Raw genomic sequence first — 24,979 nt, 5'->3', positions numbered from 1 at the left:
TGTAAGAGCTTGTCAATATTCCTATTATAGCGACGCCGGAAAAACGAGTCAAAAAAAAGAGCCCCGCCGTCAAAATTGGGACCCCTTGAACGCACTTAACGTCATGTAGTTCATAAACCGTGTCGCCTTGAGCGACAAGATGTCGTTGACGACCCGATGCAATGCCGGCTGCCCGGTTTTCGCGTATTTGTCGCTGACGCATTCCCACACTTCCTTGGCGGTCACATGCTCATAGCCGACCAGCCTGAATTCCTCCGCTTTGCTTTCGCACAGCGCTTCGATCGTTTCGGCCCACTCCACGTCCGTCACCTGCGTTATCCTCCTCCGCCGAAATCGGCATCCAGCCTTAAACCTATTTCGCCGCCCCCCTGCGCGATTCCTGCACGTCCGCCGCCAAAAATCGCAGGAGGAATGTTCAACAATAACAAAGCGTGCCTCCGGACCTGGTTTCGTTTCATTTCCGGCGGCTCCGGAATAATGCCCGCTCCATAAAAATTACGGCATGGGAGCGGACATGCCGCGCATATGCTTGAGCATAGGACAGGTTTAAGAGCATTTCCGATCGCCGGCAGCCTTAAAAGCGGTTTCCGGTTCTGCTTCGGGTATCCCGAATGATGAAAATTTCGAGAAAGAACAAAGAGAGGGAGCGAACGTGACCAAGCAATCTTTTATGAAAGGCGCGCTCATCCTGCTGGCAGCCGGGATCGTCAACCGCATTCTCGGTTTCGTCCCCCGCATCGCGATGCCCCGGATTATCGGCGCGGAAGGCGTCGGGCTGTACCAGCTCGGCTGGCCGTTCCTGATCGTCATGCTTACGCTCGTGACCGGCGGCATTCCGCTGGCGGTCGCCAAATGGATCGCCGAGGCGGAATCGCAGGGCGACCGCAGACGGGTGAAGCAGATCCTTCGCACGGCCATGCTGCTCACCGTCAGCCTGTCGGTCGTCATTACGGCGGTCTTCATGATTTTGACCCCATGGATTACGAAGCACCTGATGACCGATCCGCGGGTCTACCAAACGTTCCTGTGTATGAGCCCCCTGCTGCTTATTATCGGCATTTCCTCCGTATACCGGGGTTATTTTCAGGGGAAGCAAAATATGATGCCGACCGCCCTGTCAACGACGGTCGAATCACTGTTCCGGATCGTCTTCCAGCTGCTGCTCGCCCGGATGCTGCTGCCGCTCGGGCTTGCATGGGCGGCAGCCGGCGCGATGCTCGGCGTCGTCGCCGGCGAAATCGCCGGCTTCGCCGTCCTATACTGGCAGTATGTGCACGACCGGCTGAAGGAACGTAAAGCCGGCAGCGCCGGCCCTGCCTCAGGGAAGACGGATGAGGCTTCCAATGGTGCAGTAGATGTGGCGCAACCGGTAGCGAACAAATGGATTTCGGGGTCCCGGCCGCTCTCCCGCAGACCGGTGCTCCGGCGTCTGCTCGGCTTGTCCGTTCCGGTCACGTTCAGCCGGATGATCGGCTCGCTTTCGTATTTGCTGGAGTCGATCCTGACCGCGAGAGCGCTTGCCGTTGCCGGCATCGCGACCGGCGCCGCCACGGCCCAATACGGCGCGCTGCAGGGGATGATCATCCCGATTCTGCTGCTGCCGACCGCCCTGACCTACTCGCTGGCCGTTTCGCTCGTCCCGTCGCTGTCCGAAGCCGCAGCCAAAGGCGACCGCGCGACCATTCACAAGCGGCTGCATCAATCGATGCGCCTTGCGCTCGTGACCGGCGCGCCGTTCATCGTCGTCATGGCGCTGTTCGCCGAGCCGATCTGCCGGCTGCTCTACCATCACGCCGAAATCGCGCCGATGCTGAAATGGATGGCGCCGGTCGGCCTGTTCATTTACCTCCAGGCCCCGCTGCAGGCCGCCCTGCAGGCGCTGGACAAGCCGGGCACGGCGCTCATGAACACCTTCATCGGCGCATTGGTCAAGCTAGTGCTTATCATGAAGCTCGCTTCGATGCCGGAGCTCGGCATTTACGGCGCGCTGATCGCCATCAACGTCAATATCGTCCTCGTCACCGTGCTGCATTTTATCAGCGTCGTCCGTTTTATCGGCTTCCGCATGGAGCTGTTCGACTTTATTAAAGTCGGGGCCGCCATGACGATTATGGGGGCCGCAGCTTTATGGGTCATGAACCGCGGGGCGCTTCCCGCCTTATGGCTGAATATGACGATGGCCTGTACGGCCGGCTTTATCGTTTACCTGGTCGTCATTATGGCGACCGGCATTATCGACCGCTACGACGCTTCCCGCCTCCCCCTGATCGGCCGTTGGTTCCGATGAAGAAAAAACAAACGCCGGGGCGCCGCCTTTCGATCGGCGGCGTTAAGACCCCGGCTTATTGCGGCTGTCGACATAAAGCTTGCCTTTATGGTCGATCGTGCACAGGTACACCTGCTTCAAATCGGTCACGCCCCGCTGCTTCAGCTGATTGTTCAGCCAAAACCGGTCCTTCCCGAGCCGGTTCAAATTGTCGCCGACAAGCTTGCCGTCCATAATAAGCGGAATGGGCAGCGACTCGAACCGGTAATGCTCCGGAAAAGGGGGCGGCAGCTTGTGCGGATCTTCTTTTTCTCCCCTGCCGCGATGTTCTGCCGATTCATCGAAAAAGCCCGTTCGGCGCTCCTTGTCCTTTTCCAAAATCGACAGCTTGCCGCTTGTCTCCAGCACCGCAAATTCGACGTCCTCAACCGTTCCGATCTTATTGGCCCGTAGCTGGTGAAGCAAATCGTCCAAATTATAGCGCTGCTTGCGCATCGCTTCCCGGTTCAAATGCCCGTTCTCGATCAGGACCGTCGGCTTGCCGTCGAACCAGAGCCGAACCGTGCGGCTTTTGAGCGCAATAAAAGCGATGCCGATCTGAATCAGCATGAGCGCGCACATCGGGACGATGCCATCGGTTAACGGACGATCCGTATCTTCAATGACGATGACCGCAATTTCGGCGATCATGACGGAAATGACGAGGTCGAAGACGGAGAGCTTGCCGATTTCCCGTTTGCCCATGAACCTTAGGATGAGAAAAACGACAAAATAAGTTAAAACGGTCCGGATCAGGATACTCCAAATCTCCATTAATCAAACCGCCCTCCTTATTTGTTCCCGATTAGTTCCCGGCCGGGCCCCGCTCCGAATGGACGCTCTGAAGAGCCCGCCGGCCGTAAAGCTATTGTCACCTGAGGGAAGGACCGTCATACGGAGGGTGTTATTCGAATTTATGGCAGCGGATGTTCCGAAGGCGATTCTTTCGATGAACAGGCACGGGAACGGACTTGTACTATTTTTTCTGGCCCCGCCATATGCTCTATTAACGATAATCACTTTCAAATGGAGGGGGATAACGCGCGATGAAAAATGTGACGAAGGTGCAGGCGACTTCTCCGATGCTGTCCGGCATCCTGTGCGCCGCCGTCTGGCTGGCGATCGGAGCGGCCGTGCTCTCGCTGCTGCTCCGCTTCGGCAGCATGGACGAAGCTTCGCTGCCGCTCTACAGCCTGATTGTGCACGGCGCCGCCGCGCTGGCGGGGGGCTTCGTATCCGGCAAACGATCCGGACAACGCGGCTGGTATTACGGGGGCATACTCGGCCTGGCTTACGGCATTCTCATACTGCTTACCGGGTTCCTTGCCGCGAATGCGGGCATCGGTGTCCGTACGCTGACGATGCTGGCGGTGGCGGCGGCTGCCGGCGCATTGGGCGGCATGTTCGGCGTCAACGCCAGGAGGAGCTGAAGCATCATTCGAATGGAGGCCGGCGCCGGCCGTTTCTTGTGAACTCCGCACCGATATGTGCTATACTAGATCGAGCCTTCTTTATGGACTGGAGCGCCAGCAGCCCGGGGCGGTTAGGGGGAACAAGAAGCGATGATTTTATTCGACAGCATGAGAACTGTAACCTTATATACGATTGGCGCCGTCATTTTGATGATGTGGTACGCGACCAAAGCGAACCCGTTCCTGATCGGAGGCTTATTTCTCCGTGAGCTGATGTGGAAACCGAAATTTTTAATCCATTTTGTGGCGCTCATTTTTATGCTGTTCCTCAATAAGTTCGAGCTGAAAATCGAAAACAAGATGGGCGGAAGCACGCATGATTTCGCCGGCTTCTTTCAAACCTATGAAGGACATTTTACGTTTCATCTGCAGCAGGCGCTTGAAAACCCGGTGCTTACGGCCGTGCTCTCTTTCATCTATGTCGTGATGCTGCAGGGGCTCTTGGTCGCATCGGTCGGCATTTACACCTATGAACAAAACCGAAGGCCGATGTTTTACGCGACCTGTTACGCGATCATGATCAACTATTTGGCTTCGATTCCGTTCTATTTGTTTTTCCCGGTCAACGAGGTCTGGTTTCACGATCCGACGGTCCGGTTTCTCATCCCGGACGTTTTTCCGAACTTTGAAACCCAATACCGGGCGCTGTCCGGCATCAACAACTGTTTTCCGAGCCTGCATACGTCGATTTCGGTGACGATCGCCCTGCTCGCGATTCGCTCCGGGAACAAGCGGTGGGCGTGGTTCAGCGGGACATGCGCGGTGCTGATTATGTTTGCGACGCTGTATCTCGGCATTCACTGGCTGACGGATTTGGGCGGCGGCCTGCTGCTTGCTCTGGCGGCGGCCGAGGCGGGAATTCGCTTGAGCCGCTTGAGCGTTAAGCTATCCGCCCGCCGCAGCCAAGCGCTTAAAGCCGGGATCAATTACGCGCAGGAAGATATTCAATAAATGCTGCTTTAGTCTCCCAATGGTTGGAGAAATGCTGGCTTCTAAAGCGATAAAAGCCGGGCCCCTGGAAGAATCGAAATTCTTCCGGGCCCGGCTTTTATGTACGTACGGAGCTCTGAACCGCTCGCGTCCATCGCCGCGATCGCCGAACGGCGGATTAAGCTTTCACTTCGCCCGACTGTTCGTTCTCTTTTTTCTCTTCCTTCTTGTCCTCCGCCTTCATGGCGCTCGAGACGGCTGCCTGTGCCGTTACGTTATTGATCGAGCTGCGGTCGAACGTGATCTTCGTTGCATCGTTGACGCGAAGAACGACCGTATCGTCCGTAATTTCCATAATCGTGCCGTGCATGCCTCCGATTGTGACGACCTTGTCGCCTTTCTTCAGCTGACCCAGCATGGAGTTGCGCTGCTTCTGTTTGCGCTGCTGCGGACGAATCAGCAGGAAATAAAATACCGCAAACATCAATACAAAAGGAAGGATCGTACCTAAACCGCCGCCCATTCCATAACCCCTTTCATCAAAACCCTTTATCGTTGTTGTTCAAGCCGTATTTGGCGAAGAAGGCATCCCGGAAATCAAGCAGCCGGTCTTCCTGAATCGCCTGGCGCACCTCCCGCATGAGCTGAAGCAGGAAATGCAGATTGTGGTACGTCGTCAGCCGGATGCCAAATGTCTCGTCCGCCTTGATCAAATGGCGGATGTAGGCCCGCGAGTAATTCGTGCAGGTATAACACGAGCATTCCGGATCCAGCGGCCCGAAATCGTCTGTGTACTTTGCATTCCGGATGACAAGCCGGCCCGAGCTGGTCATCGTCGTTCCGTTGCGCGCGATACGGGTCGGCAGCACGCAGTCGAACATATCGATGCCTCGGATTGAACCTTCCAGCAGCGCATCCGGAGAACCGACGCCCATTAAATACCGCGGTTTACCGCCCGGCAGCAGCGGAACCGTCGCCTCGAGCACGTGGTACATCAGCTCTTTCGGCTCGCCTACACTGAGTCCCCCAATAGCATACCCCGGGAAATCCATGGAAGTCAACTCAGCCGCGCTCTGCTTCCGCAAATCCTCGTACATGCCGCCCTGCACGATGGCGAACAGCCCCTGGTCGTGCGGACGGGCATGCGCCTTCAGGCACCGCTCCGCCCAGCGCGTCGTGCGTTCCAGCGACTGCTTCACGTAATCGTATTCGGCCGGATACGGCGCGCATTCGTCGAACGCCATCATAATGTCGGAGCCGAGCGCGTTCTGGATTTCCATCGCTTTCTCGGGAGAAATAAAAAGCTTGTCGCCGTTCAAATGCGAGCGGAATTCGACGCCCTCCTCGCGGATTTTGCGAATGTCGCTCAGGCTGAACACCTGGAAGCCGCCGCTGTCGGTCAGAATCGGCCGGTCCCAGTTCATGAAGCGGTGAAGCCCGCCCGCCTGCCTGACAATCTCGTGTCCCGGCCGGATGAACAAATGATATGTGTTGCTCAAAATAATATGAGCATCCATGGCCTTCAGCTCTTCAGGGCTCATGGTCTTCACCGTCGCCTGCGTGCCGACGGGCATGAACGCCGGCGTCTCGATGACGCCGTGCGGCGTATGCACCCGTCCCAGCCGGGCGCCGGACTGCTTGCATGTCTTAATCAGTTCGTATGTGATCGCCACTTTGCACTCTCTTTCGGGTTAATAGATGAACATCGCGTCTCCAAAGCTGAAAAACCGGTATTGGCGCTCGACGGCTTCGCGGTAAGCGTTCAGCACCGCCTCCCGGCCCGCCAGCGCGCTGACCAGCATCACAAGCGTCGACTTCGGCAGATGAAAGTTCGTCAGCAGCGCGTCGACCAGCCTGAACGTATAGCCCGGATAAATAAAGATATCGGTCCAACCGCTGCAGGCCTCCACCTGTCCGTCCGCCATGCGGGAAGCTGCCGTTTCCAGCGTTCTGGCCGAGGTGGTCCCGACGGCGACGATCCGTCCGCCGCGGCTGCGCGTTTCATTCAGCAGCGCGGCCGTTTCACGGCTGAGCTCGAAATATTCCGCGTGCATCTTGTGCTCTTCCACCCGCTCAGCCGACATCGGGCGGAAGGTGCCGAGACCGACATGCAGCGTAATATAGGCGATCCGAACACCTTTTTCTACGAGCCTGCGCAAAAAAGGTTCCGTAAAATGCAGCCCGGCCGTCGGAGCGGCAGCCGAGCCTTCGTTCTTCGCATACACGGTCTGGTATCGCTCGCGGTCATGAAGCCGCTCTTTTATATAAGGCGGGAGCGGCATCTCACCCAGCTTGTCCAGCAGCTCGTTGAAGATGCCGTCGTAGGAAAACTCGACCTCGCGCGCTCCCATCTCGCCTTCCGCCGTCACCTTTGCGCGCAGCAGCGGCGCTCCGCCGCCGTCGTCGCCGAATAGAAGCTCGGTGCCGGGACGCAGCCGCTTCGCCGGCTTTGCAAGCGTCTCCCAGCGGTCGCCGCTCAGCTGCCGGAGCAGCAGCAGCTCGATCCGGGCGCCGGTATCCGGCTTGACGCCGATCAGCCGCGCGGGGATGACGCGGGTATCGTTCAGCACCAGCGTATCGCCCGCCCGCAGAAGCTCCTCGAGCTCGGTAAACCGGTGATGCCGGGTCTCTCCGGTAGCTTTGTTCAGCGACAGAAGCCGGGAAGACGTCCGTTCGGAAAGCGGTGTCTGCGCAATCAACGACTCGGGCAGTTCAAAATCAAAATCGTCCACATTCATTCGTCGGTTCAGTCCTCGTCCTTAACTATACTAGCGCCTTTATAGTAGTATTTCAAAATATATTGATAGTCATACCCCGAATCCGCCAGTCCTAACGCGCCGTACTGGGACATGCCGACGCCGTGCCCGTCGCCGTGCCCGATAATGCGGAACGACGGCGACGCCGTCGCCGCGCGGACGGCGCCAGAGCCGTTCAGGATATAGACGCTGCCGTCCGACAGCTCGCTCGCCTGCCCGTTCGCGCCGATGACGGCAAGCGGTCCGCCGTCTCCTGGCCGCTCCCGCGTATTGCCGCCGCCGGCGCCTTCGATCGTCATCCTCGCGGTTTCGTCCACCGTAAACAACGTGCTTGGCAAACCGCCGAGCAGCGAACGAAACTGCTCGGGATATTTGACGTCCAGCGGGCTGCCGTTCGCCAGAAGCTCCAGCGGCCGGCCCGAAGGGCCGGTTTTGCCGACCTCCAGCGAGCGGATCGGTCCCGCGGCTTTGGCGGCTAATTTGCCTTTCAGCATTTTGGTCAAATCATCGGACGAATAGGGACCGCGGATCCAGTTCATTTTGTTCGATTCGGAGGTCTCTTCCAGTACCGTGACGACCGTTCCTTTGTCTATCGTATCCACGACCGGCACGCTGTCCTGTACGAGCGGAACCGGACGTACCTTCACCCCGTCGCCCGTCGAGCGCATGAGTTCAAGCCCGGCATCGTTTTTCTTGCCCGTATCCTCAAGCAGGTCGTCGCGGACGTAGCCGTTCTTTCCCGAATCGAGCACGACGCGGTACCAGCGGTGCAGCCCGGTCTCGGACGTTTCGTCGGGACTGGGCACGCTCTTCAGGTAGGAAACGTCGCTTCCCCAAACTTCCGAAGCGTCGGCCGTTGCGCCGCCGGCGCTGGCGGTGAAGACAGCCTCAATCGGCTTGCCGTCCGCAACCGCGACCTCGCCCTTCGTTGCATCGACGGCCGCGGTCGTCGCCGGCTGCTCCGAACCGATGCCGTTATACGCCTGACTAATCGTCGTATCGACCACCTGCGCCACCTGGAAGCCGAAGCCCTGAAACAAGGCGTACGAACGGGCCGCAACCGCCTGCGCTTTAAGCGCCTCGGCCGGCCAGGAAGCCGGCATTTCCGCGCCGACGACCGAATACAAATACTGCTCGAAGGGCAGCTCGTTAATGACGGCCAGCTTGCTGTTAAATCCGCTCAGCTCAAACTGCCCCCGGTAGCTCCGGCCGTACCGTTCCGACAATTTAATGCCGCCCGCGTCTTCTGTCGACACCCATACTTTCGCTCCGGAAGAGGGAATTTCATACAGCGGCGTCGCCGCATCCGCAGAAGCGGTAACGGTATGATCGTCGCGGAGAGGCAGATAGACGCTTGACGCATCCGTGGGCTTGAGAGCGGTTCCCGGAACGGCATTCGCCGCCGCGGTTTTGACCGCTTTCAGCGAATCGGCATCCGGCTCGTCCCCGACGAGGACGGTAAAGGCTTCGCCGCCGCCGGCCGACGCTTTGACGGCCGGAAACGCATCAACGCCGGCGGCCGACGCGATGCTTTGAGCCGCCTGCCGCGCTTCGTCCGCCGTCTCGTAGGCGCCCGCTTCCAGATGAAGCGGCCCGGTGACGACGGGCTTCGCCGCTCCGGCCAGCTTCGCGACGGAGGGATCGCCGCCGTATTTGTCGCCCGCCGACTTTGCCGCCGACGCCGTCGGATAGGAGCCCTCGAGCACCTGGTAAAGCCGTGCGCCGCCCTTGTCGGCCGACGTCAGCAGCGGCGAACCGCCGAGCTGCGCCACCCGTTTGGCGACCGCCTGCGCCGCCTGGAAATCCGGCGTCTCGGCCAGCTTCGGCTTATAATCGTCAAGCGTGAAGCGCAGGACGCTGCCGGCGGCCGATTGAAATAACGATTGCACGCCGGAGGGCAATCGCAGCCCGACCTGCAGCGCGCCGGCGGAGCCAAGCGTGGTCGCGGCCGTATTCAGCTGATATTTGCCCGGCACGTTGATGAAAATGGCGACCCTTATCGTATCAAGACTCGGCACCGCCCCGTAAGACGGCTGCCCGGTGCCCGCGGAGACGAGCAGCAAAGCGGCCAAAAGCGCGGCTAACATTTTTCTCATGCGCCGGTTATCCTCCTTCTTTCGGTTCGTTCCGCACCGGCAGGGCGCAGGCCCCGCTCTCGCAGCTCTCGTCCGCTTCCCCGAACCATTCGTATCTGCGGTTTGCGATGTACCGGTATAAGGCGTCCATCGCCCGCTTCATGCCCGGCAGCCGGTAAAGCGGCGCCAGCAGCCGGAAGCCCGGAACGGTGCGCAAAATGCGGACAATCCCGTCCGCCCCGGCATACAGCCGCCCTTCGCCGTCGGCGACGTGCATTTTCGCCGCCAGCGTTTCCTTCGGCAGCGCCGCAACCGCTGGGTAGAGCCGCGCGGCGTCCCCGTCAAGTGACTGCAGCGGAATAAACAGGAGCTCCGCAGAAGAGCGCAGCTCCTTCAGCCGTTTGACGCTTGCCAGGCAGAGCCGGCAGCTGCCATCGTAAAAAATATGCAGCGTTTCGCGATCGCCGGTCGTTCCCACGCGGATTCGCCTCCTTTCAGGCTGCGGCGGCCGGACCTCGGCGGCGCTATTCGCCGCTTCCCTGGCCCGTTCCGTCCCGCTGCATCTCATCGGGTAGTGGCAGCCCCAAATGCAGATACGCCTGCTTCGCGACGACACGGCCGCGCGGCGTCCGCTGCAGGAAGCCGATCTGCATCAAATACGGCTCGTAGACGTCCTCGATCGTCTGCGGCTCTTCGCCGATCGTCGCGGCGATCGTATCGAGACCGACCGGGCCGCCGCGGTAATTCGTCACCATCGCCCGCAGCATTTTATGGTCGATCTGGTCGAGCCCGAGCGGGTCGACCTGAATAAGACCCAGCGCCGAGCCGGCGAGCTCCGGCGTGACGATGCCGTCGCCGCGCACCTGCGCGAAATCGCGAACGCGCTTCAGGAGACGGTTGGCAATGCGCGGCGTTCCGCGGGAGCGCATGGCGATTTCCCGCGCGGCTTCGCCCACGACGCTGACGCCGAGAATTTCCGCCGCGCGCGTCACGATATAAGCCAGCTCGTCGATCGTGTAAAATTCCAGCCGGCTGACGACACCGAACCGGTCGCGCAGCGGCGCGGACAGGAGGCCCGCCCGCGTCGTGGCGCCGACAAGCGTGAACGGCGGCAGCTCGAGACGCACCGAGCGCGCGCTCGGTCCTTTGCCAATCATAATATCGAGCGCGTAGTCCTCCATCGCCGGGTACAGCACTTCCTCGACCGTCCGGTGCAGCCGGTGGATCTCGTCGATGAACAGCACGTCGCCCTCCTGCAAATTCGTCAGCAGCGCGGCGAGATCGCCCGGACGCTCGATGGCCGGGCCGCTTGTCGTTCTCAGGTTGACGCCGAGCTCGTTGGCGATAATGTTGGACAGCGTCGTTTTGCCGAGGCCCGGCGGACCGTACAGCAGCACGTGATCGAGCGCTTCCTTGCGGAGCTTGGCCGCCTCGATAAACACCTTCAGGTTCTCTTTCACCTGCGCCTGGCCGATATATTCGGCCAAATACCGGGGACGCAGGCTCAGCTCCACCGCCTGATCCTCCATCATCAGGTTGGCGGATATGATCCGGTCTTCCATTATACGCGGCCCCTCCTCCCCGTTCAGCCTTTAAACAGCTGCTGCAGCGCGCGTTTCATCAGCACGTCGACCGGTTCTTCCGGCGTCAGCGCCTCTTTCATGCCGTGCCAGGCGCGGTCCAGCTCGGCCGCGGTATACCCGAGCGCCGTCAGCGCTTCCCGCGCCTCCCGCCAGGCGGCTCCGCCCTCGGCCGCGGCGTCCGTATCCCCCGTGTCGGCCTGTAAAGCAAGCCCGGCAGCCGCCGCATCGATTCCCGGCGACAAGCCCGTCAGTTTGTCCTTGAGGTCCAAAATCATGCGCTGCGCCGTTTTCCGGCCGATGCCGGGCAGCTTCGTCAGAAATCCGACGTTCTCCTGCCGGATGGCGGCGGCGATCGTCTCCGGGCGGCCTCCGGCCAGGACGCCGAGCGCCACGCGCGGCCCGATTCCCGATACGTCCAGCAGCCTGCGGAACATCGCCTGCTCCTCGCGCGACGCAAAGCCGAACAGCAGCGCGGCATCCTCGCGCACGTGATGGTGGGTATAAATCGTCACGGGCTCTTCGTTCCGCGCAAACGAATACGGATTCGGCGTAAACACCCGGTAGCCGACATCCCGCACGTCGACGACGACGTATTCGCTGTCCACATGAACGACCCGTCCTTTTATGTAATCGATCACCGCCGCGTCACCTCGTCGATCATTTGCGTCATCACGGCGGTATGAGCGTGGCAGATCGCTACGGCAAGCGCGTCCGCCACATCGTCCGGTTTCGGAATCGCACTCAGCTTCAGGAACATGCGGACCATTTCCTGCACCTGGCGCTTCTCGGCTTTGCCGTAGCCGACGATGGCCTGCTTTACCTGCAGCGGCGTATACTCGCTTACCGGGAGCCCGCGCTGGGCCGCAGCCAGGATGATGACGCCGCGAGCCTGGCCGACCGAGAAGGCCGTCGTCACGTTCCGGTTGAAAAAAAGCTTCTCCACCGCAACCGTGTCGGGTTTATACTTTTCCATCAGCGCGCAGGCGGAGTCGTAAACCTGCTTCAGCCGGTCCTCCTGCGGCGTGTGCGCCTCCGTTTCGATCGAGCCGTATTGAACGGGCACGAGCCTGCTTCCGATTTTGTCGATGAATCCGAACCCCGCAATCGCAATCCCCGGGTCGATGCCTAATACGCGCATGACTCCTCTCTCCCTCTTGCCAGTTCGAACGGTCAGAAGAAACGGCCGGAAGCCGCCCCTCTCCTAAAAATGGCTCCTCCCATTATAGCAAAAGTAAGCCCCGATGAGAACACGCGTTTTGTCTTCCTTGCGGCGGCTGCTCGCGGCACGGCCGCTTCAACGCCTTCGCCGGCCGCATTTTCGGGGCCTCGTCCCCATACTCCATCATCCGCAGCAATCAAAAAGGACGCTCCGCATCCGGAACGCCCGTTCATTCTTTGTCGTATCAATAGGCCGGCTTCATGACCCGCTCGCTCTTCTCGAGGGCAAAATCGCTGAAGGTCGACAGCACGCTGTTGTATTCGTCTTTATCGACGACGCGGATGCCGTTCACCAGCTCGTCCATCCTGTTTTTCGGCAGGCTGCTTTCCATGTAATGAACATCGAGCTGAAAAAAGGTCCGCATCACCTTTTTATGCTTCGGCGGTCCGTCGAACAGCGACAGATTGCCGGAATCGTCCACGCTGAAATACGCGCTTTTCTTGCAGCTTTCCGACAAATCGTCGATCAGCTGCTCCATCACAACCGAGCCGTCATTCCCGAGCACCGCCGTCCATTCCGGATGGCTCTGAAGCAGCCCAAGCGCCGAATGGGCGTTCATGCTGCCGAGCGTCTGCATCTCGTCGCCGCACAGATAGATGCGGTGAAGCTTGACGGTAAGCGGCCCGCTCGCATCGCGGAGCGCTTCAATGACGCTTCGTCCGCCCTTTTCCGGACCCGCGGCCCGGGGGGCGGCCGACAGGTCCGCGCCGCCCGGCGCAAGGAGGACAATAAGCAGCGCGCCGCCCAGCGTCCAGAGCGGCTTCCGGCTGCGGCGGAGCTTTTTCTTCAGTTGTTTCCAAAGGCTGAATGCCATCACCTTGGGAACCCCCCTTTATTCCTTTTTTGGTATTGTTTCTCCCGGGTATAGGAAATATGCACGCCATGCAAAAGGCTCCTCCCCCGGCATTCCGGTGCCGGAAGAAGAGCCTTATCTTTGTTCTAGCCGAAAACGCGTTACCGATTAACGGTTAATCCAGGGCAAGCTGCCGCGGCGCTTCGGTTCCTGCGCCCGGAAAGAACGGGCGGACGATTTTTTGACCGGCTTGCGGGAAACGGACGCTTTCGCAACGCGAACCGGCTGCCCGTCATGACCGTCTTGATCGACGCTTTCCGCGTCCTCCTCGCGTTTGTCCTGACAGCCGCATTTGCACGGCTTTTGGCCGAATCCGGCAGGCGAAACCTGACCGTAGCCGGGATAGCCGTACCCGTACGGACCCATTGCGGCCGGCGAGACCGCCGTCGGCATCATGCCGTATCCGTAGCCGCCGTCATACGGGCCCATTGCGGCCGGCGAAACCGCCGTCGGCATCATGCCGTATCCGTGACCGCCGCCGTACGGGCCCATCTCCGCCGGCGAGACTGCCGTCGGCATCATGCCGTATCCGTGGCCGCCGCCGTACGGGCCCATCTCCGCCGGCGAAACCGCCGTCGGCATCATGCCGTATCCATAGCCGCCGCCGTACGGGCCCATCTCCGCCGGCGAGACTGCCGTCGGCATCATTCCATATCCGTGGCCGCCGCCGTACGGGCCCATCTCCGCAGGTGAAACCGCCGTCGGCATCATTCCGTATCCGTGGCCGCCGTCGTATGGTCCCATTTCCGCCGGCGAAACCGCCGTCGGCATCATTCCATATCCGTGGCCGCCGTCATACGGGCCCATTTCCGCCGGCGAAACCGCCGTCGGCATCATTCCGTACCCGTGGCCGCCGTCGTATGGTCCCATTTCCGCCGGCGAAACCGCCGTCGGCATCATGCCGTATCCGTGGCCGCCGCCATACGGGCCCATCTCCGCCGGCGAAACCGCCGTCGGCATCATTCCGTACCCGTGGCCGCCGTCATACGGGCCCATTTCCGCCGGCGAAACCGCCGTCGGCATCATGCCGTACCCGTGTCCGCCGTCGTACGGACCCATTTCCGCCGGCGAAACCGCCGTCGGCATCATTCCGTATCCGCCGTGGCCGCCGTCGTACGGACCCATTTCCGCCGGCGAAACCGCCGTCGGCATCATTCCGTACCCGTGTCCGCCGTCGTACGGACCCATTTCCGCCGGCGAAACCGCCGTCGGCATCATGCCGTACCCGTGTCCGCCGTCGTACGGACCCATTGCGGCCGGGCTTACCGACGGCGAGCCGTAATGCATTTGTACCGGCGCTCCCCAAGGAAGGGCAGACGCCCCCTGCACCTCGCTCGGCGGACACCCGTCCGGTCCGAAGCCCATTGCCGGGCTAACCATGCCCATGTCCTGCGGGTAACCGTACCCGGGCATTTGTCCCGCTGGAGACACCATCCCTTGCGTTTGCGGCATATTATACATTGAAATCACCTCGGTGGCCGGAATTTCGACCTGCTTGAACAGATCGATATGCTCATATTGAACGTGCATCGGATACGTCTTCTTCTCGGCCGGCATTTGCACCGGAGCCGGAACCGGGGCGGCGATGGGAGCCGGAACGGGTTCCGGTGCCGCCGGTACCGGGGCAGCCTCTTGAACGGGCGCCGGCAATGGCGTCGGGATCGGCGCCGGTGCCGCTTCGGCGGCCGGCTGGATCGGACCGGTCGGCTTTTTGCCCATGAACGGAATTTGCGCCGTAGGTATTTTACCGGTCGGAATTTTGCCGATCAATCCCTGGACGCCCTGAATCACCGAAGAAGGGTGCAGCGGATGATGACTTTGCTGCTGCGGCGCCCCGCTCCCGATTCCTCCGTGCGGCGTATGCGACTCACCCATGCCCGGAACGGCGGCGGAAGAGCCGGGCTCCGGAATGTTGACCGTCTCTCCGGTCAGCAGCACGTTCGGATTTTTCAGCTGCGGGTTCGCTTTAATCATCTCGCTGAGCGGCACGCCCCAGGCTTTGGACAGCTTCCACAGCGTATCCCCCTGCTTGACGACATGCTGATGCATGATGTTCATCCCTTCGGGCTTCGATGCCGGAATTTTCACTTTCATGCCGACGTCGATCGAATCGGGATTGGTAATGTCCGGATTGAGCTTTAAAATTTCTTCCATCGGGACGTTATACTTTTGCGCGATTAAATATAACGTATCTCCCTTTTTCACGATGTGGATTTTCACTCGCCACTAACCTCCTGATTACGTTCTCGGTTCGCAGGCGGACGCGGCTGACGCCCGTTTTGCAATCCCTACATCCTATGCAGGAGGTGGGCGGGTGTCACCACCAACGGGCAAAAAAAAGTGCCGGAACCCGTCCGGCATTTACCGGACAAGCTCTGGCACCTTCTTGCTATTCGAACACCTTCACCCCGTCGGACATGACGATTTTGCGGAATTCCGACAGCAGATGCGTCGTAATCGGGCCGGCTTTGCCGGCGCCGATCGTGCGCCCGTCGACCTCGCGCACCGCAATGACCTCCGCCGCCGTGCCCGTAAAGAACACTTCGTCGGCGACATACACATCGTGCAGCGTGAACGGCTCCTCCTTCAGCTTGTAGCCGAGCTTTACGCACAGTTCCATGATCGCGCCGCGCGTAATGCCTTCCAGCGCGCCGATGTAGCAGGGCGGCGTGGTGACGACGCCATTTTTCACGATGAAAATATTGTCGCTGGAGCCTTCCGCCACATAGCCCTGCGCATTCAGCATGATCGCTTCGCCGACGCCGGCCAGGTTCGCCTGGATTTTGACGAGAATGTTATTCAAGTAATTGAGCGATTTAATTTTCGGATTAAGGGCGTCCGGGATGTTGCGGCGCTGGGAGACCGATACCGACACGAGGCCGTCCCGGTACGCTTCCTCCGGGTAAATGGCCAGCTGCTCGACAATAATGATGACCCAGGCGGTCGGACACCGTTTCGGATCGAGTCCGAGGTTGCCCGGCCCGCGAGAGACGACAAGCCGGATATATCCGTCGCGCATTTCGTTGCGGCGGATCGTCTCGACGAGCGCCTGCTGCATTTCGTCATAAGTAAGCGGAATGTCGAGCATAATCGATTTGGCCGAATCGTACAGGCGGTCAAGGTGCTCCTTGCACTTGAAAATATTGCCGCCGTAAATGCGGATGCCTTCAAAAATACCGTCGCCGTACAGGAAGCCGTGGTCGTAAACCGAAACCTTGGCATCCTCTTTACGGACAAAATCGCCGTTCAAATAAATGACTTGCTCTGGCATGATGGACTGGTGCACCTCCGGTAATGGTGAAATTCAAGGCTTCAATTGCTCGTCGGACGGCCGGACGGGCTAGCCGCCGTATTTGAAGCTGGGGTAGCTCCCCAATATACGAACCTGGCAGCCGATCGCCTCGATTTCGGTAATGGCGTACGGCAGCAGGACGGTATCCAGCGACATTTCGATATCGATCAAAAAATAATAGTTGCCGAGCTTCTTCTTGGTCGGCCTCGATTCGATCCGCGACAGGTTGATTCTCCGCCATGCGAACGCGGACAGCACCTGATGAAGCGCTCCCGGGTAATCCTCGGGCAGCGTGACGAGAATCGTCGTCTTCTGCTTATCCGGCGTCCTGCCTTCGAACGGCTTCGGACCGATGAGCAGAAAACGGGTGTAATTGTTGTTGTGATCCGTTACGCCTTCCTTCAGGATGTCGAGCCCGTTGTTTTCCGCCGCCGTCTTCTGGCCGATCGCCGCCCAGCCCGACATCGGATTGTCGCGGACGATCCGCACCGCCTCCGACGTGCTGCCGACATGCTCCAGCTCGGCATGCGGGAGATGCGTTTTCAGAAACTGGTGACACTGGGCCATCGCCACGGGGTGGCTCATCACCTTCATGATTCGTCCGTAGTCGAGCACGCCGTCGTCTCCGGACAGCTCCGTGAGGCGGCCGATCAGATTTTGCAGCGACGGGTATACCCATTCGGCCTGAATCGGTACTTCCACTTCGTTGACCAGCCAGTCCGTATGCAGGCTGACCGAGCCTTCGATCGTATTCTCGATCGGAATGACCGCGAAATCGGTCCGCCCCTGCGCCGTGGACTGAAAAACGTCGGCAATCAGCCGATGATATTCAAACTGCGCGTCAATACCGGAAAACAAATACCGGGCCGCTTCGTCGGACGTGGAGCCCTGCGGCAAACTAGCTACTTTTATCATGCCCTGACTTCTCCTTTAATCCATTCCGTAAGCGTAGGCTCGCCCCGGTCAAGCAGCGTGATTTCCGTGCCGCTCGCGCACGGCTTCAGCCACAACGTTTCGGCGGCGATGCCTTCGCGGGCGAGCGTATCCAGCAGAAACCGCTCCAGCTCGCGTTTGCGGCCGCTGCCGCATTCGATGAGCGCCAGGAGCGTTGGGCCGGCGCCGCTGAGCGCGGCTCCAAGCGCGCCGTGGTCTACGGCCCCTTCCAAAATTTCGGCCATGCCGGGAATAAGCGGCGCCCGGTACGGCTGGTGCAGCCGGTCCCGCATCGCATGCCGGATCAGGTCGAGCCGGCCGCCGGCTAACGCGGCGACAAGCAGCGAGCTGTTCCCGACGTTGAACGCCGCATCGGCCAGCTTAATTTCGGCCGGCAGCGCATGCCGCGCTTTCTCAGTTGCCAGGTGGAAGTCCGGAATCGCCGCCAGCACGTCCAGCTCCGGATGCGGCTCGAGCTTGATATGCTCCGCCCGGCTGCCATCCCAGGAGGTCACGACGATTCCGCCAAACAGCGAGGCGCCGGCATTATCGGGATGACCTTCCAGCTCCGTTGCGATCTGAAACAGCCGGTCGTTATTCAGCGGGCTGCCGATCAGCGCGTTAGCCGCCGCCAGCGCCCCGACGATCGCCGAAGCGCTGCTGCCGAGCCCGCGCGTCAGAGGAATGTCGCTGTACATGGCGATATACAGCTCGGGCACATCCGCACCCGCTTCCCGAAATACCCGCTGAGCGACTTTATAAATCAGGTTGGACTTGTCCCTCGGAATGCCGTCCAGTTCCTCGTTCAGCAGCTCGATGACCGTTTCGCCATCCGCGGGAACCGCCATCTCGATCCAGGCGTACAAGGACAGCGCCATCCCGAGCGTATCGAAGCCCGGCCCAAGGTTGGCCGTACTGGCCGGAACCTTTACGATTACGCGGCGGTCCGCCATTTACGCTTCACCTTCCAGCCGCCGGATCGCCTCCATCACCGCGGCCTCGGAATCCTGCACGACGACGGGATCGGCGTTCACGGTCTTGATCGCGATGTTCGGGTCCTTCAGTCCATGGCCGGTCAGCACGCAGACGACCGTCTCGCCGCCGCGAAAAGCGCCCTGCGCTTTCAGCTTTATGACGCCGGCGATCGATGCGGCCGACGCCGGCTCGGCGAAAATGCCCTCACGCGATGCGATCGTCCGGTATGCATGCAAAATTTCGTCGTCGGTCACGTAGTCGATCCGGCCGCCGGATTCCTCCGCCGCCGCGACGGCCGTCTTCCAGCTCGCCGGGTTGCCGATGCGGATCGCCGTCGCGACCGTCTCCGGATTCGGGATCGGCTCGCCCTTCACGATCGCCATCGCGCCTTCGGCCTCGAAGCCGACCATTTTCGGCAGAGACGCCGATTTGCCCTGCGCATGATATTCCTTGAAGCCTTTCCAGTAGGCCGAAATATTGCCCGCGTTGCCGACCGGGATCGCCAGATAGTCCGGCGCCTTGCCGAGCTGGTCGCACACTTCGAAAGCGGCCGTCTTCTGTCCCTCGATCCGGTACGGATTGACGGAATTGACTAGCGTGATCGGGTGCTTCGCCGTAATTTCGCGCACGATTTCAAGCGCACGGTCGAAATTGCCCTCGATCGCGATCACCTTCGCGCCGTAAATGATCGCCTGCGCCAGCTTGCCGAGCGCGATGTTGTTGTTCGGGATGAGCACGATGCAGTTCAGTCCGCCGCGCGCCGCGTAGGCCGCCGCGGCGGCCGAAGTATTGCCGGTCGAAGCGCACATGACCGTCCGGCTGCCTTCCTCCATCGCTTTGGCGACCGCCATGACCATGCCGCGGTCCTTGAACGAACCGGTCGGGTTCAGCCCCTCGTATTTGAAATAAAGGTCGAGCCCGAGCTCGTCGGACAAATGCTCCGCGCGGACAAGCGGCGTGTTGCCCTCCTGGAGCGTGATGAGCGGCGTCTCGTCCGTCACCGGCAAATATTCCCTGTACGTTTGAAGCAGGCCGAGATATCTCATGATCGCATGAATGCTCCTTTATGTGAAAGATATAATTCGAATGACGCTAGCCTTCGACGCGGTAAACGCTTTTGACCCGCTTTACGGCGTCCAATCCCTCGAACGCCTTCAGCACCTTTTCCATCGCCGCCTTGCTGGCGTCGTGCGAAATAATGATGATTTCCGCTTCCCTGTGGCTCGCGTTCGGCTGCTGAAGCACCGATTCGAGGCTGACCTCGAAATCGGCGAACGTCTGCGTAATCCGGGCGAGCACGCCTGCGCGGTCGTCGACCTGAAGCAGCATAAAATATTTCGAGGCGATCTGCTCGGCGGTTTTCAGCTTCTTCTCCTTGTACGACAAAATCGCCTGCTTGCCGTTGACGCCGAGCCTCATGTTTTTGACGACGGCGACGAGATCGGCGACGACCGAGGTCGCGGTCGGCAGCTCGCCCGCGCCCGCGCCGTAAAACATCGTCTCGCCGACCGCTTCGCCGTACACGTATACGGCGTTAAACACGCCGCCTACGGCGGCGATCGGATGGCTTGTCTTCACCATCGTCGGCTGTACGCCGACGCTGATGAAATCGTCCTGCCGCTCGGCGATGCCGAGCAGCTTGACCTCGTAGCCGAGCCGCTTCGCATAGGCGATATCGTCCCGTGTAACCTTCGAAATGCCCTTTACGTCGACATCCTCGAGCGCCACATTCGCGCGGAAGCCGAGCGAGGCCAAAATCGTCATTTTTCGCGCGGCGTCGAACCCTTCGACATCGGAGGTCGGATCGGATTCGGCATAGCCGAGCTGCTGCGCTTCCTTCAGCACCTCTTCGTAGGCCGCGCCTTCCTGGCTCATTTTCGTCAAAATATAGTTTGTCGTGCCGTTCACGATTCCCATGATCTTCGTAATCCGGTCCGACGAGAAGCCTTCAATCAGCGTCCGGATAATCGGAATGCCTCCCGCAACGCTCGCCTCGTACAGCACATCGCACTGCTGCTCCTGCGCCTTCGCCAAAATTTCCGGGCCGTGCAGCGCCATCAAATCCTTGTTCGCCGTCACGACGTGCTTGCCGGACGCCAGCGCTTCAAGAATATACCCTTTCGTATGCTCGATACCGCCCATGACCTCGACGATGACGTCGATATCCGGATTGCGGATAATGTCCCACGGATCTTCCGTCAGTTTGTCGGCATCGACCGGGAGCACCCGCGCCTTCGCCTTATTTTGCACGAGCACCTTCTCAATCACGATCGGCGAACCGACCTGGCTTTGCAAATCCTCCTGGTGACCCTCCACGATGCGGACGACGCCCGTTCCGACCGTGCCGAATCCGAGCAGCCCCACTTTTACCGGTTTCATCTCTTTACCTCCACCCATCTGTTTACCCTTGGCCGATGACGGACGCCTTGCGGACTCCGCCCTGCCGCCTGACCGCCTCGACCAGCTCCTGCAGCGAGCCGCTCATCCGGGACGTATCGACGGACATGACCACGTTGGCCAGCCCTTGCAGCGGGATCGACTGATTGATCGTCAGCACGTTCCCTTCGGAAACGGCGATCAGCCCGAGCACCTTGGACAGGATGCCCGATCGGTGCTCGAGATCCATCGAGATGGTCGCAATCCGCTCCCGCTGGAGCTCGTTCATCGCATAAACGCCGTCTTTATATTTATAGAAGGCGCTGCGGCTCAGGCCCGTCCGCTCCGTCGCTTCGTGAACGGTCGCCGCTTCGCCGCGCTGGAGCATCTCTTTGGCCTGTATCGTCTTGACAATCGCCTCGGGCAGCAGATCCTCCCGGACGACAACGTATCGCTCCGCCACCATTCGTCCTCCTGTAAAAGACAGTTGTGCGTGTATAATGGACATTATAACGAATCCGCGTGCATCCGGCAATAGGCAATCTAAACCCCAAAACATGACGAGCGCCTTCGAGACTGATTCCGGTTCCTTTTCGGGGACCCAGGGGACAGGCGAATGAACACAGACCCCTCCATTATACCTTATCGGAACTTGCCATGGGAGCACAATCCCGGGAAACCGGAAAGCGGACATCAGGCGACCGGGCAGCAGCCGGAGACGGCCGGACACGAAAAAACCGTCCGGCTAAGCCTGCCGCGAATCGGCGGCAAGCGGCGGGACGGCCCGGCGTTCTATTCGTAAAAATAATCGCTTCCTTCGAAAAATTCGAAGGAAAAATCGCCGATCGTGACGAGATCGCCGTCCTTCGCGCCGATTTTGCGAAGCGCCTCGTCGACGCCCATTTTGCGCATCGTGCGGGCGAACCGCATCACCGCATCGTACGTGTTCAGGTTGACGCGCTTCATGAATTTCTCGATCGCTTCGCTCTCGACGACGAAGCCTTCGTCCTCCTTGCGGACCGTGAACGACTGGTCGTCCTGCTTATCCAGCGTATACACCTTCCGCTCCGCCACGTCCCGCACCTCTTCGATCATCGGCGCCTCCGGCACGGTTTCCAGCAGGTCCGCCGCTTTATAGAGCAACTCCTGCACGCCGCTTCGGGTAAGGCCCGAAATCGGCACGATATCGTAATCGCGGCCGGCCGCGTGCGCCTTCAGCTGCTCGCGGAACAGCTCCAGCTGCGTGTCCGCATCCGGCATATCCATTTTGTTCGCCACGACGATTTGCGGGCGGTCGGCCAGAACGGCGTTGTACAGCCGCAGCTCTTCGTTGATTTTCAGCCAGTCATCGAACGGGTCGCGGCCTTCCGAGCCGGACATATCGACGACGTGCAAAATGACGCGCGTGCGCTCAACGTGCCGGAGAAACTCATGCCCGAGTCCGACGCCCTCGTGCGCGCCTTCGATCAGCCCCGGCAAATCGGCCATGACGAAGCTCCGCCCATCGCCGACCTCGACGACGCCGAGATTCGGCGACAGCGTCGTGAAATGGTAGGCGCCGATTTTCGGCTTCGCTCCCGAAACGACGGACAGCAGCGTCGATTTGCCGACGCTCGGAAAACCGACCAGACCGACGTCCGCCATCACCTTCAGCTCGAGGACGACCCAGCGCTCCTGGCCCTCCTCCCCGTTCTCGGCGAAATCCGGCGCCGGGTTGCTCGCCGTGGCGAAGCGCATATTGCCGCGGCCGCCGCGGCCGCCGCGCGCGACGACCACCTCCTGGCCGTGCCGCGTCATATCGGCGACGATTTCCTGCGTATCGTCGTCGACGATTACCGTGCCCGGCGGAATGCGCACGATCATATCCTCGGCGTTCGCGCCGTGCATCGCCTTCACTTTGCCCCGTTCGCCGCGCTCGCCCTTGAAATGCTTCTGGTACCGGAAGTCCATCAGCGTGCGCAGCCCTTCGTCGACCCGAAAAATGACGTCGCCGCCTTTGCCGCCGTCGCCTCCGGCCGGACCGCCTTCGGGCACATATTTCTCCCTGCGGTAGGAGACGAGCCCGTTGCCCCCGTCTCCCCCCTTCACGTAAATTTTCGCTTTATCTACAAACATGCGTCAGCCTCCGTTTAATTGCCGATCGGCGCCGCCAGGCTCAAGCTCGCCGGCTGCAAATCCGGCTGCGCCGCTTTGAACGGCGAGCCCTTCAGCGCCCGCCTGCACTTCGCTTTCCATTCGCCTTCGTCGCTGATGGCTCCTTCATACTCAAATGCGACGCCGAGCGTCTTCTCGTCGCGCGAGAAGGCGACGCTCAGCCTTGCCGGCACGCCGGCTTCCGGCTTCACGCCGAAGCGGTACGCATTGATGATGTCGGCGACCGCTTCCGCCGCCCGCTGGCCATCGATCGGCAGCTCGGACAAGCTGATTTCGTCCGCGATCTCGATGTCGAGCTGCAGCGAATGCGTAATGGTCCGGAACGACTGCAAAAAAGCGACCAGCGACGGAACGCCCAGCTTGGCGATCTTGCTCTCGGTTGTCATTCGTTCTCTTATCTGTTCCACGCACTGCACGGTCTTATCCGTTTTCTGCATCCGTATGTACCCGTACAGCACCTGCAAATCGTTCATCCAGTCGTGCCGGTGATGGCCCAGCGTCCGGATGGCCGCGGTCTGCATGGCGCTTACCGTCCTGGCCATTCGCAGCGACTGCTCCTTCCGTTCGCACCAGATCCAGACCGCCGATGCCGCCGCGACCCAGGCGACGAACGCCGCCAGCAGCCAGAGCTCGGAGCGCCAGACAAGAACCGCAGCCGCAGGCGCGATCGCCGATGCCGCCGCATAATACTTGGTCGTGCGTAAGCGATTCATGAAAACGAACCCTACTTTCCTGTTTCTTCCCAGCTTCCACAGTATAGCATGCCGGCCGTCAAAGTTCACCCGCCCGGACCACCACGGAATTACGGCGCCGCGCCCGTGCCCGTGCCCGTGCCTGGAGATCAAGAGAAAGGGCTGATGCCCTCACCTGGCGGCGAACCTATTAAATAAGCCCCGGTCTGCATGCAGACCGGGGCTTGCCGCACCTTCTATTATTCCGCCGCAGCGGCTACGGGAGCAGCTTCGATCGGGTAAACGCTGACTTTCTTACGGTCGCGTCCCCAGCGTTCGAATTTGACGACGCCTTCCACTTTCGCGAACAGCGTGTCGTCCTTGCCGATGCCGACGTTTGTGCCCGGATGGATCTTCGTGCCGCGCTGACGGACGAGAATGCTGCCCGCCGTTACGGTTTGGCCGTCGGCGCGTTTGGCGCCGAGCCGCTTCGATTCGCTGTCGCGTCCGTTTTTCGTGGAACCGACGCCCTTCTTCGAAGCGAACAGCTGAAGATTCAGTTTCAACATGGTGTTTCCCTCCTTTATGACCGGTATTGTTCTCGGATAACGACGAATTTGCCGTACGAACCGGCGATCGACTCCAGCATGACGATCATCGACTCCAGCAGCAGCTGCACCCGTTCGTGAACGGCGGGATCCTCGAGCTTCGGAATGTCCGACTGAAGCCAGCCGTTCCGGACCGAGTAAGGCAGCTCCACGCCGGCCAGAGACTCGATGGCGTTGACCGTGCCGACCGAAACGGCGGACACGCCTGCGCACACAATATCTTTGCCGCGTTTGGCGTATTCCGCGTGGCCCTCGATCGCGAACGACAAAATTCGTTTATCCGCCGCAGCCCGCGTAATCGTAACCGCAATCATGGCGGTTCCTCTTACGCCTGAATGCTGCCGATCGTCACTTTCGTATACGGCTGACGATGGCCTTGCTTGCGGCGATAGTTCTTCTTCGCCTTATATTTGTAGACGGTAATTTTTTGACCTTTGCCGTGCTTCTCGACTTTGCCGGTAACGACGGCGCCGGAAACGACCGGAGTTCCGGTCACGAGACCTTCGCTCTTGGATACGGCCAGAACGCGGTCGAACTTCACGTCCTCGCCTTCCGCTGCCTCCAGCTTCTCGATGTAGATGACATCGCCTTCCTGAACTTTGTACTGCTTGCCGCCGGTTTCAATAATTGCGAACATGTGGTGCACCTCCTTATATCGAAGACTCGCCTGATCCGGGTGCCGGCCGGCCTGCGCCTACCGGTCTTGCAAACCCGTCCTGTGCGGTAACGTCATGCAAAAACGGCATCCGCCTTTACATGCACCATAACATTCTATCA

The 24,979-nt window shown here is 60.3% G+C and carries 27 protein-coding genes; 4 read left to right on the top strand and 23 right to left on the bottom strand.

The genetic code is table 11. The annotated features are described in order from the left end of the window. Window positions 1-69 precede the first annotated feature (69 nt). Complete coding sequence (locus PD282_RS08305) at window positions 70-309, bottom strand: post-transcriptional regulator (protein WP_420832278.1); 240 nt, start codon at window positions 307-309, stop codon at window positions 70-72. A gap of 343 nt (window positions 310-652) precedes the next feature. Here PD282_RS08305 and PD282_RS08300 point away from each other — a divergent pair, with 343 nt between their 5' ends. Beyond that, window positions 653-2,287, top strand: coding sequence for a putative polysaccharide biosynthesis protein (locus PD282_RS08300; protein ID WP_274650022.1), 1,635 nt, complete (start codon window positions 653-655; stop codon window positions 2,285-2,287). 42 nt (window positions 2,288-2,329) lie between these two features. Here the strand turns inward: PD282_RS08300 and PD282_RS08295 are convergent, their stop codons facing one another. Then, the gene (locus PD282_RS08295) at window positions 2,330-3,079 is read right to left on the bottom strand and encodes a YetF domain-containing protein (protein ID WP_274650020.1); all 750 of its coding nucleotides are present in this window, start codon (window positions 3,077-3,079) and stop codon (window positions 2,330-2,332) included. A 272-nt stretch (window positions 3,080-3,351) separates the two neighbouring features. Here PD282_RS08295 and PD282_RS08290 point away from each other — a divergent pair, with 272 nt between their 5' ends. Then, complete coding sequence (locus tag PD282_RS08290) at window positions 3,352-3,735, top strand: TIGR04086 family membrane protein (RefSeq protein WP_274650019.1); 384 nt, start codon at window positions 3,352-3,354, stop codon at window positions 3,733-3,735. A gap of 132 nt (window positions 3,736-3,867) precedes the next feature. After that, on the top strand, window positions 3,868-4,728 hold the full coding sequence (locus PD282_RS08285) for a phosphatase PAP2 family protein (protein WP_274650018.1): 861 nt from the start codon (window positions 3,868-3,870) through the stop codon (window positions 4,726-4,728). A 157-nt stretch (window positions 4,729-4,885) separates the two neighbouring features. Here PD282_RS08285 and yajC read toward each other — a convergent pair whose 3' ends face one another. The 16 genes from yajC to PD282_RS08205 form a co-directional block, all read right to left on the bottom strand. Further along, window positions 4,886-5,230, bottom strand: coding sequence for a preprotein translocase subunit YajC (gene yajC, locus PD282_RS08280; RefSeq protein ID WP_274650016.1), 345 nt, complete (start codon window positions 5,228-5,230; stop codon window positions 4,886-4,888). Between the two features lie 16 nt (window positions 5,231-5,246). Then, complete coding sequence (gene tgt / locus PD282_RS08275) at window positions 5,247-6,380, bottom strand: tRNA guanosine(34) transglycosylase Tgt (RefSeq protein WP_274650014.1); 1,134 nt, start codon at window positions 6,378-6,380, stop codon at window positions 5,247-5,249. Between the two features lie 18 nt (window positions 6,381-6,398). Then, complete coding sequence (queA, locus tag PD282_RS08270; RefSeq protein ID WP_274650012.1) at window positions 6,399-7,445, bottom strand: tRNA preQ1(34) S-adenosylmethionine ribosyltransferase-isomerase QueA; 1,047 nt, start codon at window positions 7,443-7,445, stop codon at window positions 6,399-6,401. Between the two features lie 8 nt (window positions 7,446-7,453). Then, entirely contained in the window at window positions 7,454-9,559 is a 2,106-nt protein-coding gene (locus tag PD282_RS08265) for a SpoIID/LytB domain-containing protein (protein ID WP_274650010.1), read from the bottom strand. A gap of 7 nt (window positions 9,560-9,566) precedes the next feature. Beyond that, window positions 9,567-10,016 (bottom strand): thiol-disulfide oxidoreductase DCC family protein, encoded by a 450-nt coding sequence (locus PD282_RS08260; RefSeq protein WP_274650008.1) that lies wholly within the window; start codon window positions 10,014-10,016, stop codon window positions 9,567-9,569. A 46-nt stretch (window positions 10,017-10,062) separates the two neighbouring features. Beyond that, entirely contained in the window at window positions 10,063-11,100 is a 1,038-nt protein-coding gene (ruvB, locus tag PD282_RS08255; protein WP_274650006.1) for a Holliday junction branch migration DNA helicase RuvB, read from the bottom strand. A 23-nt stretch (window positions 11,101-11,123) separates the two neighbouring features. Then, complete coding sequence (gene ruvA, locus PD282_RS08250; protein ID WP_274650004.1) at window positions 11,124-11,759, bottom strand: Holliday junction branch migration protein RuvA; 636 nt, start codon at window positions 11,757-11,759, stop codon at window positions 11,124-11,126. Beyond that, window positions 11,756-12,259 carry a crossover junction endodeoxyribonuclease RuvC gene (ruvC, locus tag PD282_RS08245; protein ID WP_274650002.1) on the bottom strand — a complete coding sequence of 168 codons (504 nt, stop codon included), beginning with the start codon at window positions 12,257-12,259 and terminating at the stop codon, window positions 11,756-11,758. The genes ruvA and ruvC overlap by 4 nt, the downstream gene beginning before the upstream one ends. A 265-nt stretch (window positions 12,260-12,524) precedes the next feature. After that, window positions 12,525-13,154: a BofC C-terminal domain-containing protein gene (locus PD282_RS08240; RefSeq protein ID WP_274655092.1), complete on the bottom strand. Its 630-nt coding sequence runs from the start codon at window positions 13,152-13,154 to the stop codon at window positions 12,525-12,527. A gap of 147 nt (window positions 13,155-13,301) precedes the next feature. After that, window positions 13,302-15,413 carry a LysM peptidoglycan-binding domain-containing protein gene (locus tag PD282_RS08235; protein WP_274650000.1) on the bottom strand — a complete coding sequence of 704 codons (2,112 nt, stop codon included), beginning with the start codon at window positions 15,411-15,413 and terminating at the stop codon, window positions 13,302-13,304. A gap of 169 nt (window positions 15,414-15,582) precedes the next feature. Then, window positions 15,583-16,464 carry a branched-chain-amino-acid transaminase gene (ilvE, locus tag PD282_RS08230; RefSeq protein ID WP_274649998.1) on the bottom strand — a complete coding sequence of 294 codons (882 nt, stop codon included), beginning with the start codon at window positions 16,462-16,464 and terminating at the stop codon, window positions 15,583-15,585. 69 nt (window positions 16,465-16,533) lie between these two features. Then, entirely contained in the window at window positions 16,534-17,400 is an 867-nt protein-coding gene (pheA, locus tag PD282_RS08225) for a prephenate dehydratase (protein ID WP_274649996.1), read from the bottom strand. Then, entirely contained in the window at window positions 17,397-18,371 is a 975-nt protein-coding gene (thrB, locus tag PD282_RS08220) for a homoserine kinase (protein WP_274649994.1), read from the bottom strand. The genes pheA and thrB overlap by 4 nt, the downstream gene beginning before the upstream one ends. Further along, window positions 18,372-19,439 (bottom strand): threonine synthase, encoded by a 1,068-nt coding sequence (thrC, locus tag PD282_RS08215; protein ID WP_274649992.1) that lies wholly within the window; start codon window positions 19,437-19,439, stop codon window positions 18,372-18,374. A 46-nt stretch (window positions 19,440-19,485) separates the two neighbouring features. Continuing rightward, the gene (locus tag PD282_RS08210; RefSeq protein ID WP_274649990.1) at window positions 19,486-20,772 is read right to left on the bottom strand and encodes a homoserine dehydrogenase; all 1,287 of its coding nucleotides are present in this window, start codon (window positions 20,770-20,772) and stop codon (window positions 19,486-19,488) included. A gap of 22 nt (window positions 20,773-20,794) precedes the next feature. Next, complete coding sequence (locus PD282_RS08205; RefSeq protein ID WP_274649988.1) at window positions 20,795-21,232, bottom strand: ACT domain-containing protein; 438 nt, start codon at window positions 21,230-21,232, stop codon at window positions 20,795-20,797. 153 nt (window positions 21,233-21,385) lie between these two features. Between PD282_RS08205 and PD282_RS08200 the strand changes: the two genes are divergently transcribed. Next, the gene (locus tag PD282_RS08200; protein WP_274649985.1) at window positions 21,386-21,571 is read left to right on the top strand and encodes a hypothetical protein; all 186 of its coding nucleotides are present in this window, start codon (window positions 21,386-21,388) and stop codon (window positions 21,569-21,571) included. Here PD282_RS08200 and obgE read toward each other — a convergent pair. From obgE to rplU, 5 genes are all read right to left on the bottom strand, one after another. Beyond that, window positions 21,562-22,884 (bottom strand): GTPase ObgE, encoded by a 1,323-nt coding sequence (obgE, locus tag PD282_RS08195; RefSeq protein WP_274649983.1) that lies wholly within the window; start codon window positions 22,882-22,884, stop codon window positions 21,562-21,564. The genes PD282_RS08200 and obgE overlap by 10 nt on opposite strands. A 14-nt stretch (window positions 22,885-22,898) precedes the next feature. Continuing rightward, window positions 22,899-23,636 carry a Spo0B domain-containing protein gene (locus PD282_RS08190; protein ID WP_274649981.1) on the bottom strand — a complete coding sequence of 246 codons (738 nt, stop codon included), beginning with the start codon at window positions 23,634-23,636 and terminating at the stop codon, window positions 22,899-22,901. A gap of 218 nt (window positions 23,637-23,854) precedes the next feature. Continuing rightward, entirely contained in the window at window positions 23,855-24,163 is a 309-nt protein-coding gene (rpmA, locus tag PD282_RS08185; protein ID WP_274649980.1) for a 50S ribosomal protein L27, read from the bottom strand. 14 nt (window positions 24,164-24,177) lie between these two features. Then, window positions 24,178-24,516: a ribosomal-processing cysteine protease Prp gene (locus PD282_RS08180; protein WP_274649979.1), complete on the bottom strand. Its 339-nt coding sequence runs from the start codon at window positions 24,514-24,516 to the stop codon at window positions 24,178-24,180. 11 nt (window positions 24,517-24,527) lie between these two features. After that, window positions 24,528-24,839: a 50S ribosomal protein L21 gene (gene rplU / locus PD282_RS08175; RefSeq protein WP_274649978.1), complete on the bottom strand. Its 312-nt coding sequence runs from the start codon at window positions 24,837-24,839 to the stop codon at window positions 24,528-24,530. Between the last annotated feature and the right edge of the window lie 140 nt (window positions 24,840-24,979).

It is taken from the genome of Paenibacillus humicola (assembly GCF_028826105.1).
Lineage (GTDB): Bacteria > Bacillota > Bacilli > Paenibacillales > Paenibacillaceae > Paenibacillus_Z > Paenibacillus_Z humicola.
Note: the sequence above shows the minus strand (reverse complement) of the source record. Positions and strands in the feature narration are given on the sequence as shown.

Excerpts from the sequence above, each read along its gene's own strand:
- PD282_RS08295 (WP_274650020.1), bottom strand. The coding sequence starts at position 3,079 with ATGGAGATTTGGAGTATCCTGATCCGGACCGTTTTAACTTATTTTGTC.
- PD282_RS08290 (WP_274650019.1), top strand. The coding sequence starts at position 3,352 with ATGAAAAATGTGACGAAGGTGCAGGCGACTTCTCCGATGCTGTCCGGC.
- PD282_RS08285 (WP_274650018.1), top strand. The coding sequence starts at position 3,868 with ATGATTTTATTCGACAGCATGAGAACTGTAACCTTATATACGATTGGC.
- yajC (WP_274650016.1), bottom strand. The coding sequence starts at position 5,230 with ATGGGCGGCGGTTTAGGTACGATCCTTCCTTTTGTATTGATGTTTGCG.
- queA (WP_274650012.1), bottom strand. The coding sequence starts at position 7,445 with ATGAATGTGGACGATTTTGATTTTGAACTGCCCGAGTCGTTGATTGCG.
- PD282_RS08265 (WP_274650010.1), bottom strand. The coding sequence starts at position 9,559 with ATGAGAAAAATGTTAGCCGCGCTTTTGGCCGCTTTGCTGCTCGTCTCC.
- ruvB (WP_274650006.1), bottom strand. The coding sequence starts at position 11,100 with ATGGAAGACCGGATCATATCCGCCAACCTGATGATGGAGGATCAGGCG.
- ruvC (WP_274650002.1), bottom strand. The coding sequence starts at position 12,259 with ATGCGCGTATTAGGCATCGACCCGGGGATTGCGATTGCGGGGTTCGGA.
- PD282_RS08240 (WP_274655092.1), bottom strand. The coding sequence starts at position 13,154 with ATGGCATTCAGCCTTTGGAAACAACTGAAGAAAAAGCTCCGCCGCAGC.
- ilvE (WP_274649998.1), bottom strand. The coding sequence starts at position 16,464 with ATGCCAGAGCAAGTCATTTATTTGAACGGCGATTTTGTCCGTAAAGAG.
- pheA (WP_274649996.1), bottom strand. The coding sequence starts at position 17,400 with ATGATAAAAGTAGCTAGTTTGCCGCAGGGCTCCACGTCCGACGAAGCG.
- thrB (WP_274649994.1), bottom strand. The coding sequence starts at position 18,371 with ATGGCGGACCGCCGCGTAATCGTAAAGGTTCCGGCCAGTACGGCCAAC.
- thrC (WP_274649992.1), bottom strand. The coding sequence starts at position 19,439 with ATGAGATATCTCGGCCTGCTTCAAACGTACAGGGAATATTTGCCGGTG.
- PD282_RS08210 (WP_274649990.1), bottom strand. The coding sequence starts at position 20,772 with ATGAAACCGGTAAAAGTGGGGCTGCTCGGATTCGGCACGGTCGGAACG.
- PD282_RS08200 (WP_274649985.1), top strand. The coding sequence starts at position 21,386 with ATGAACACAGACCCCTCCATTATACCTTATCGGAACTTGCCATGGGAG.
- obgE (WP_274649983.1), bottom strand. The coding sequence starts at position 22,884 with ATGTTTGTAGATAAAGCGAAAATTTACGTGAAGGGGGGAGACGGGGGC.
- PD282_RS08190 (WP_274649981.1), bottom strand. The coding sequence starts at position 23,636 with ATGAATCGCTTACGCACGACCAAGTATTATGCGGCGGCATCGGCGATC.
- rpmA (WP_274649980.1), bottom strand. The coding sequence starts at position 24,163 with ATGTTGAAACTGAATCTTCAGCTGTTCGCTTCGAAGAAGGGCGTCGGT.
- PD282_RS08180 (WP_274649979.1), bottom strand. The coding sequence starts at position 24,516 with ATGATTGCGGTTACGATTACGCGGGCTGCGGCGGATAAACGAATTTTG.
- rplU (WP_274649978.1), bottom strand. The coding sequence starts at position 24,839 with ATGTTCGCAATTATTGAAACCGGCGGCAAGCAGTACAAAGTTCAGGAA.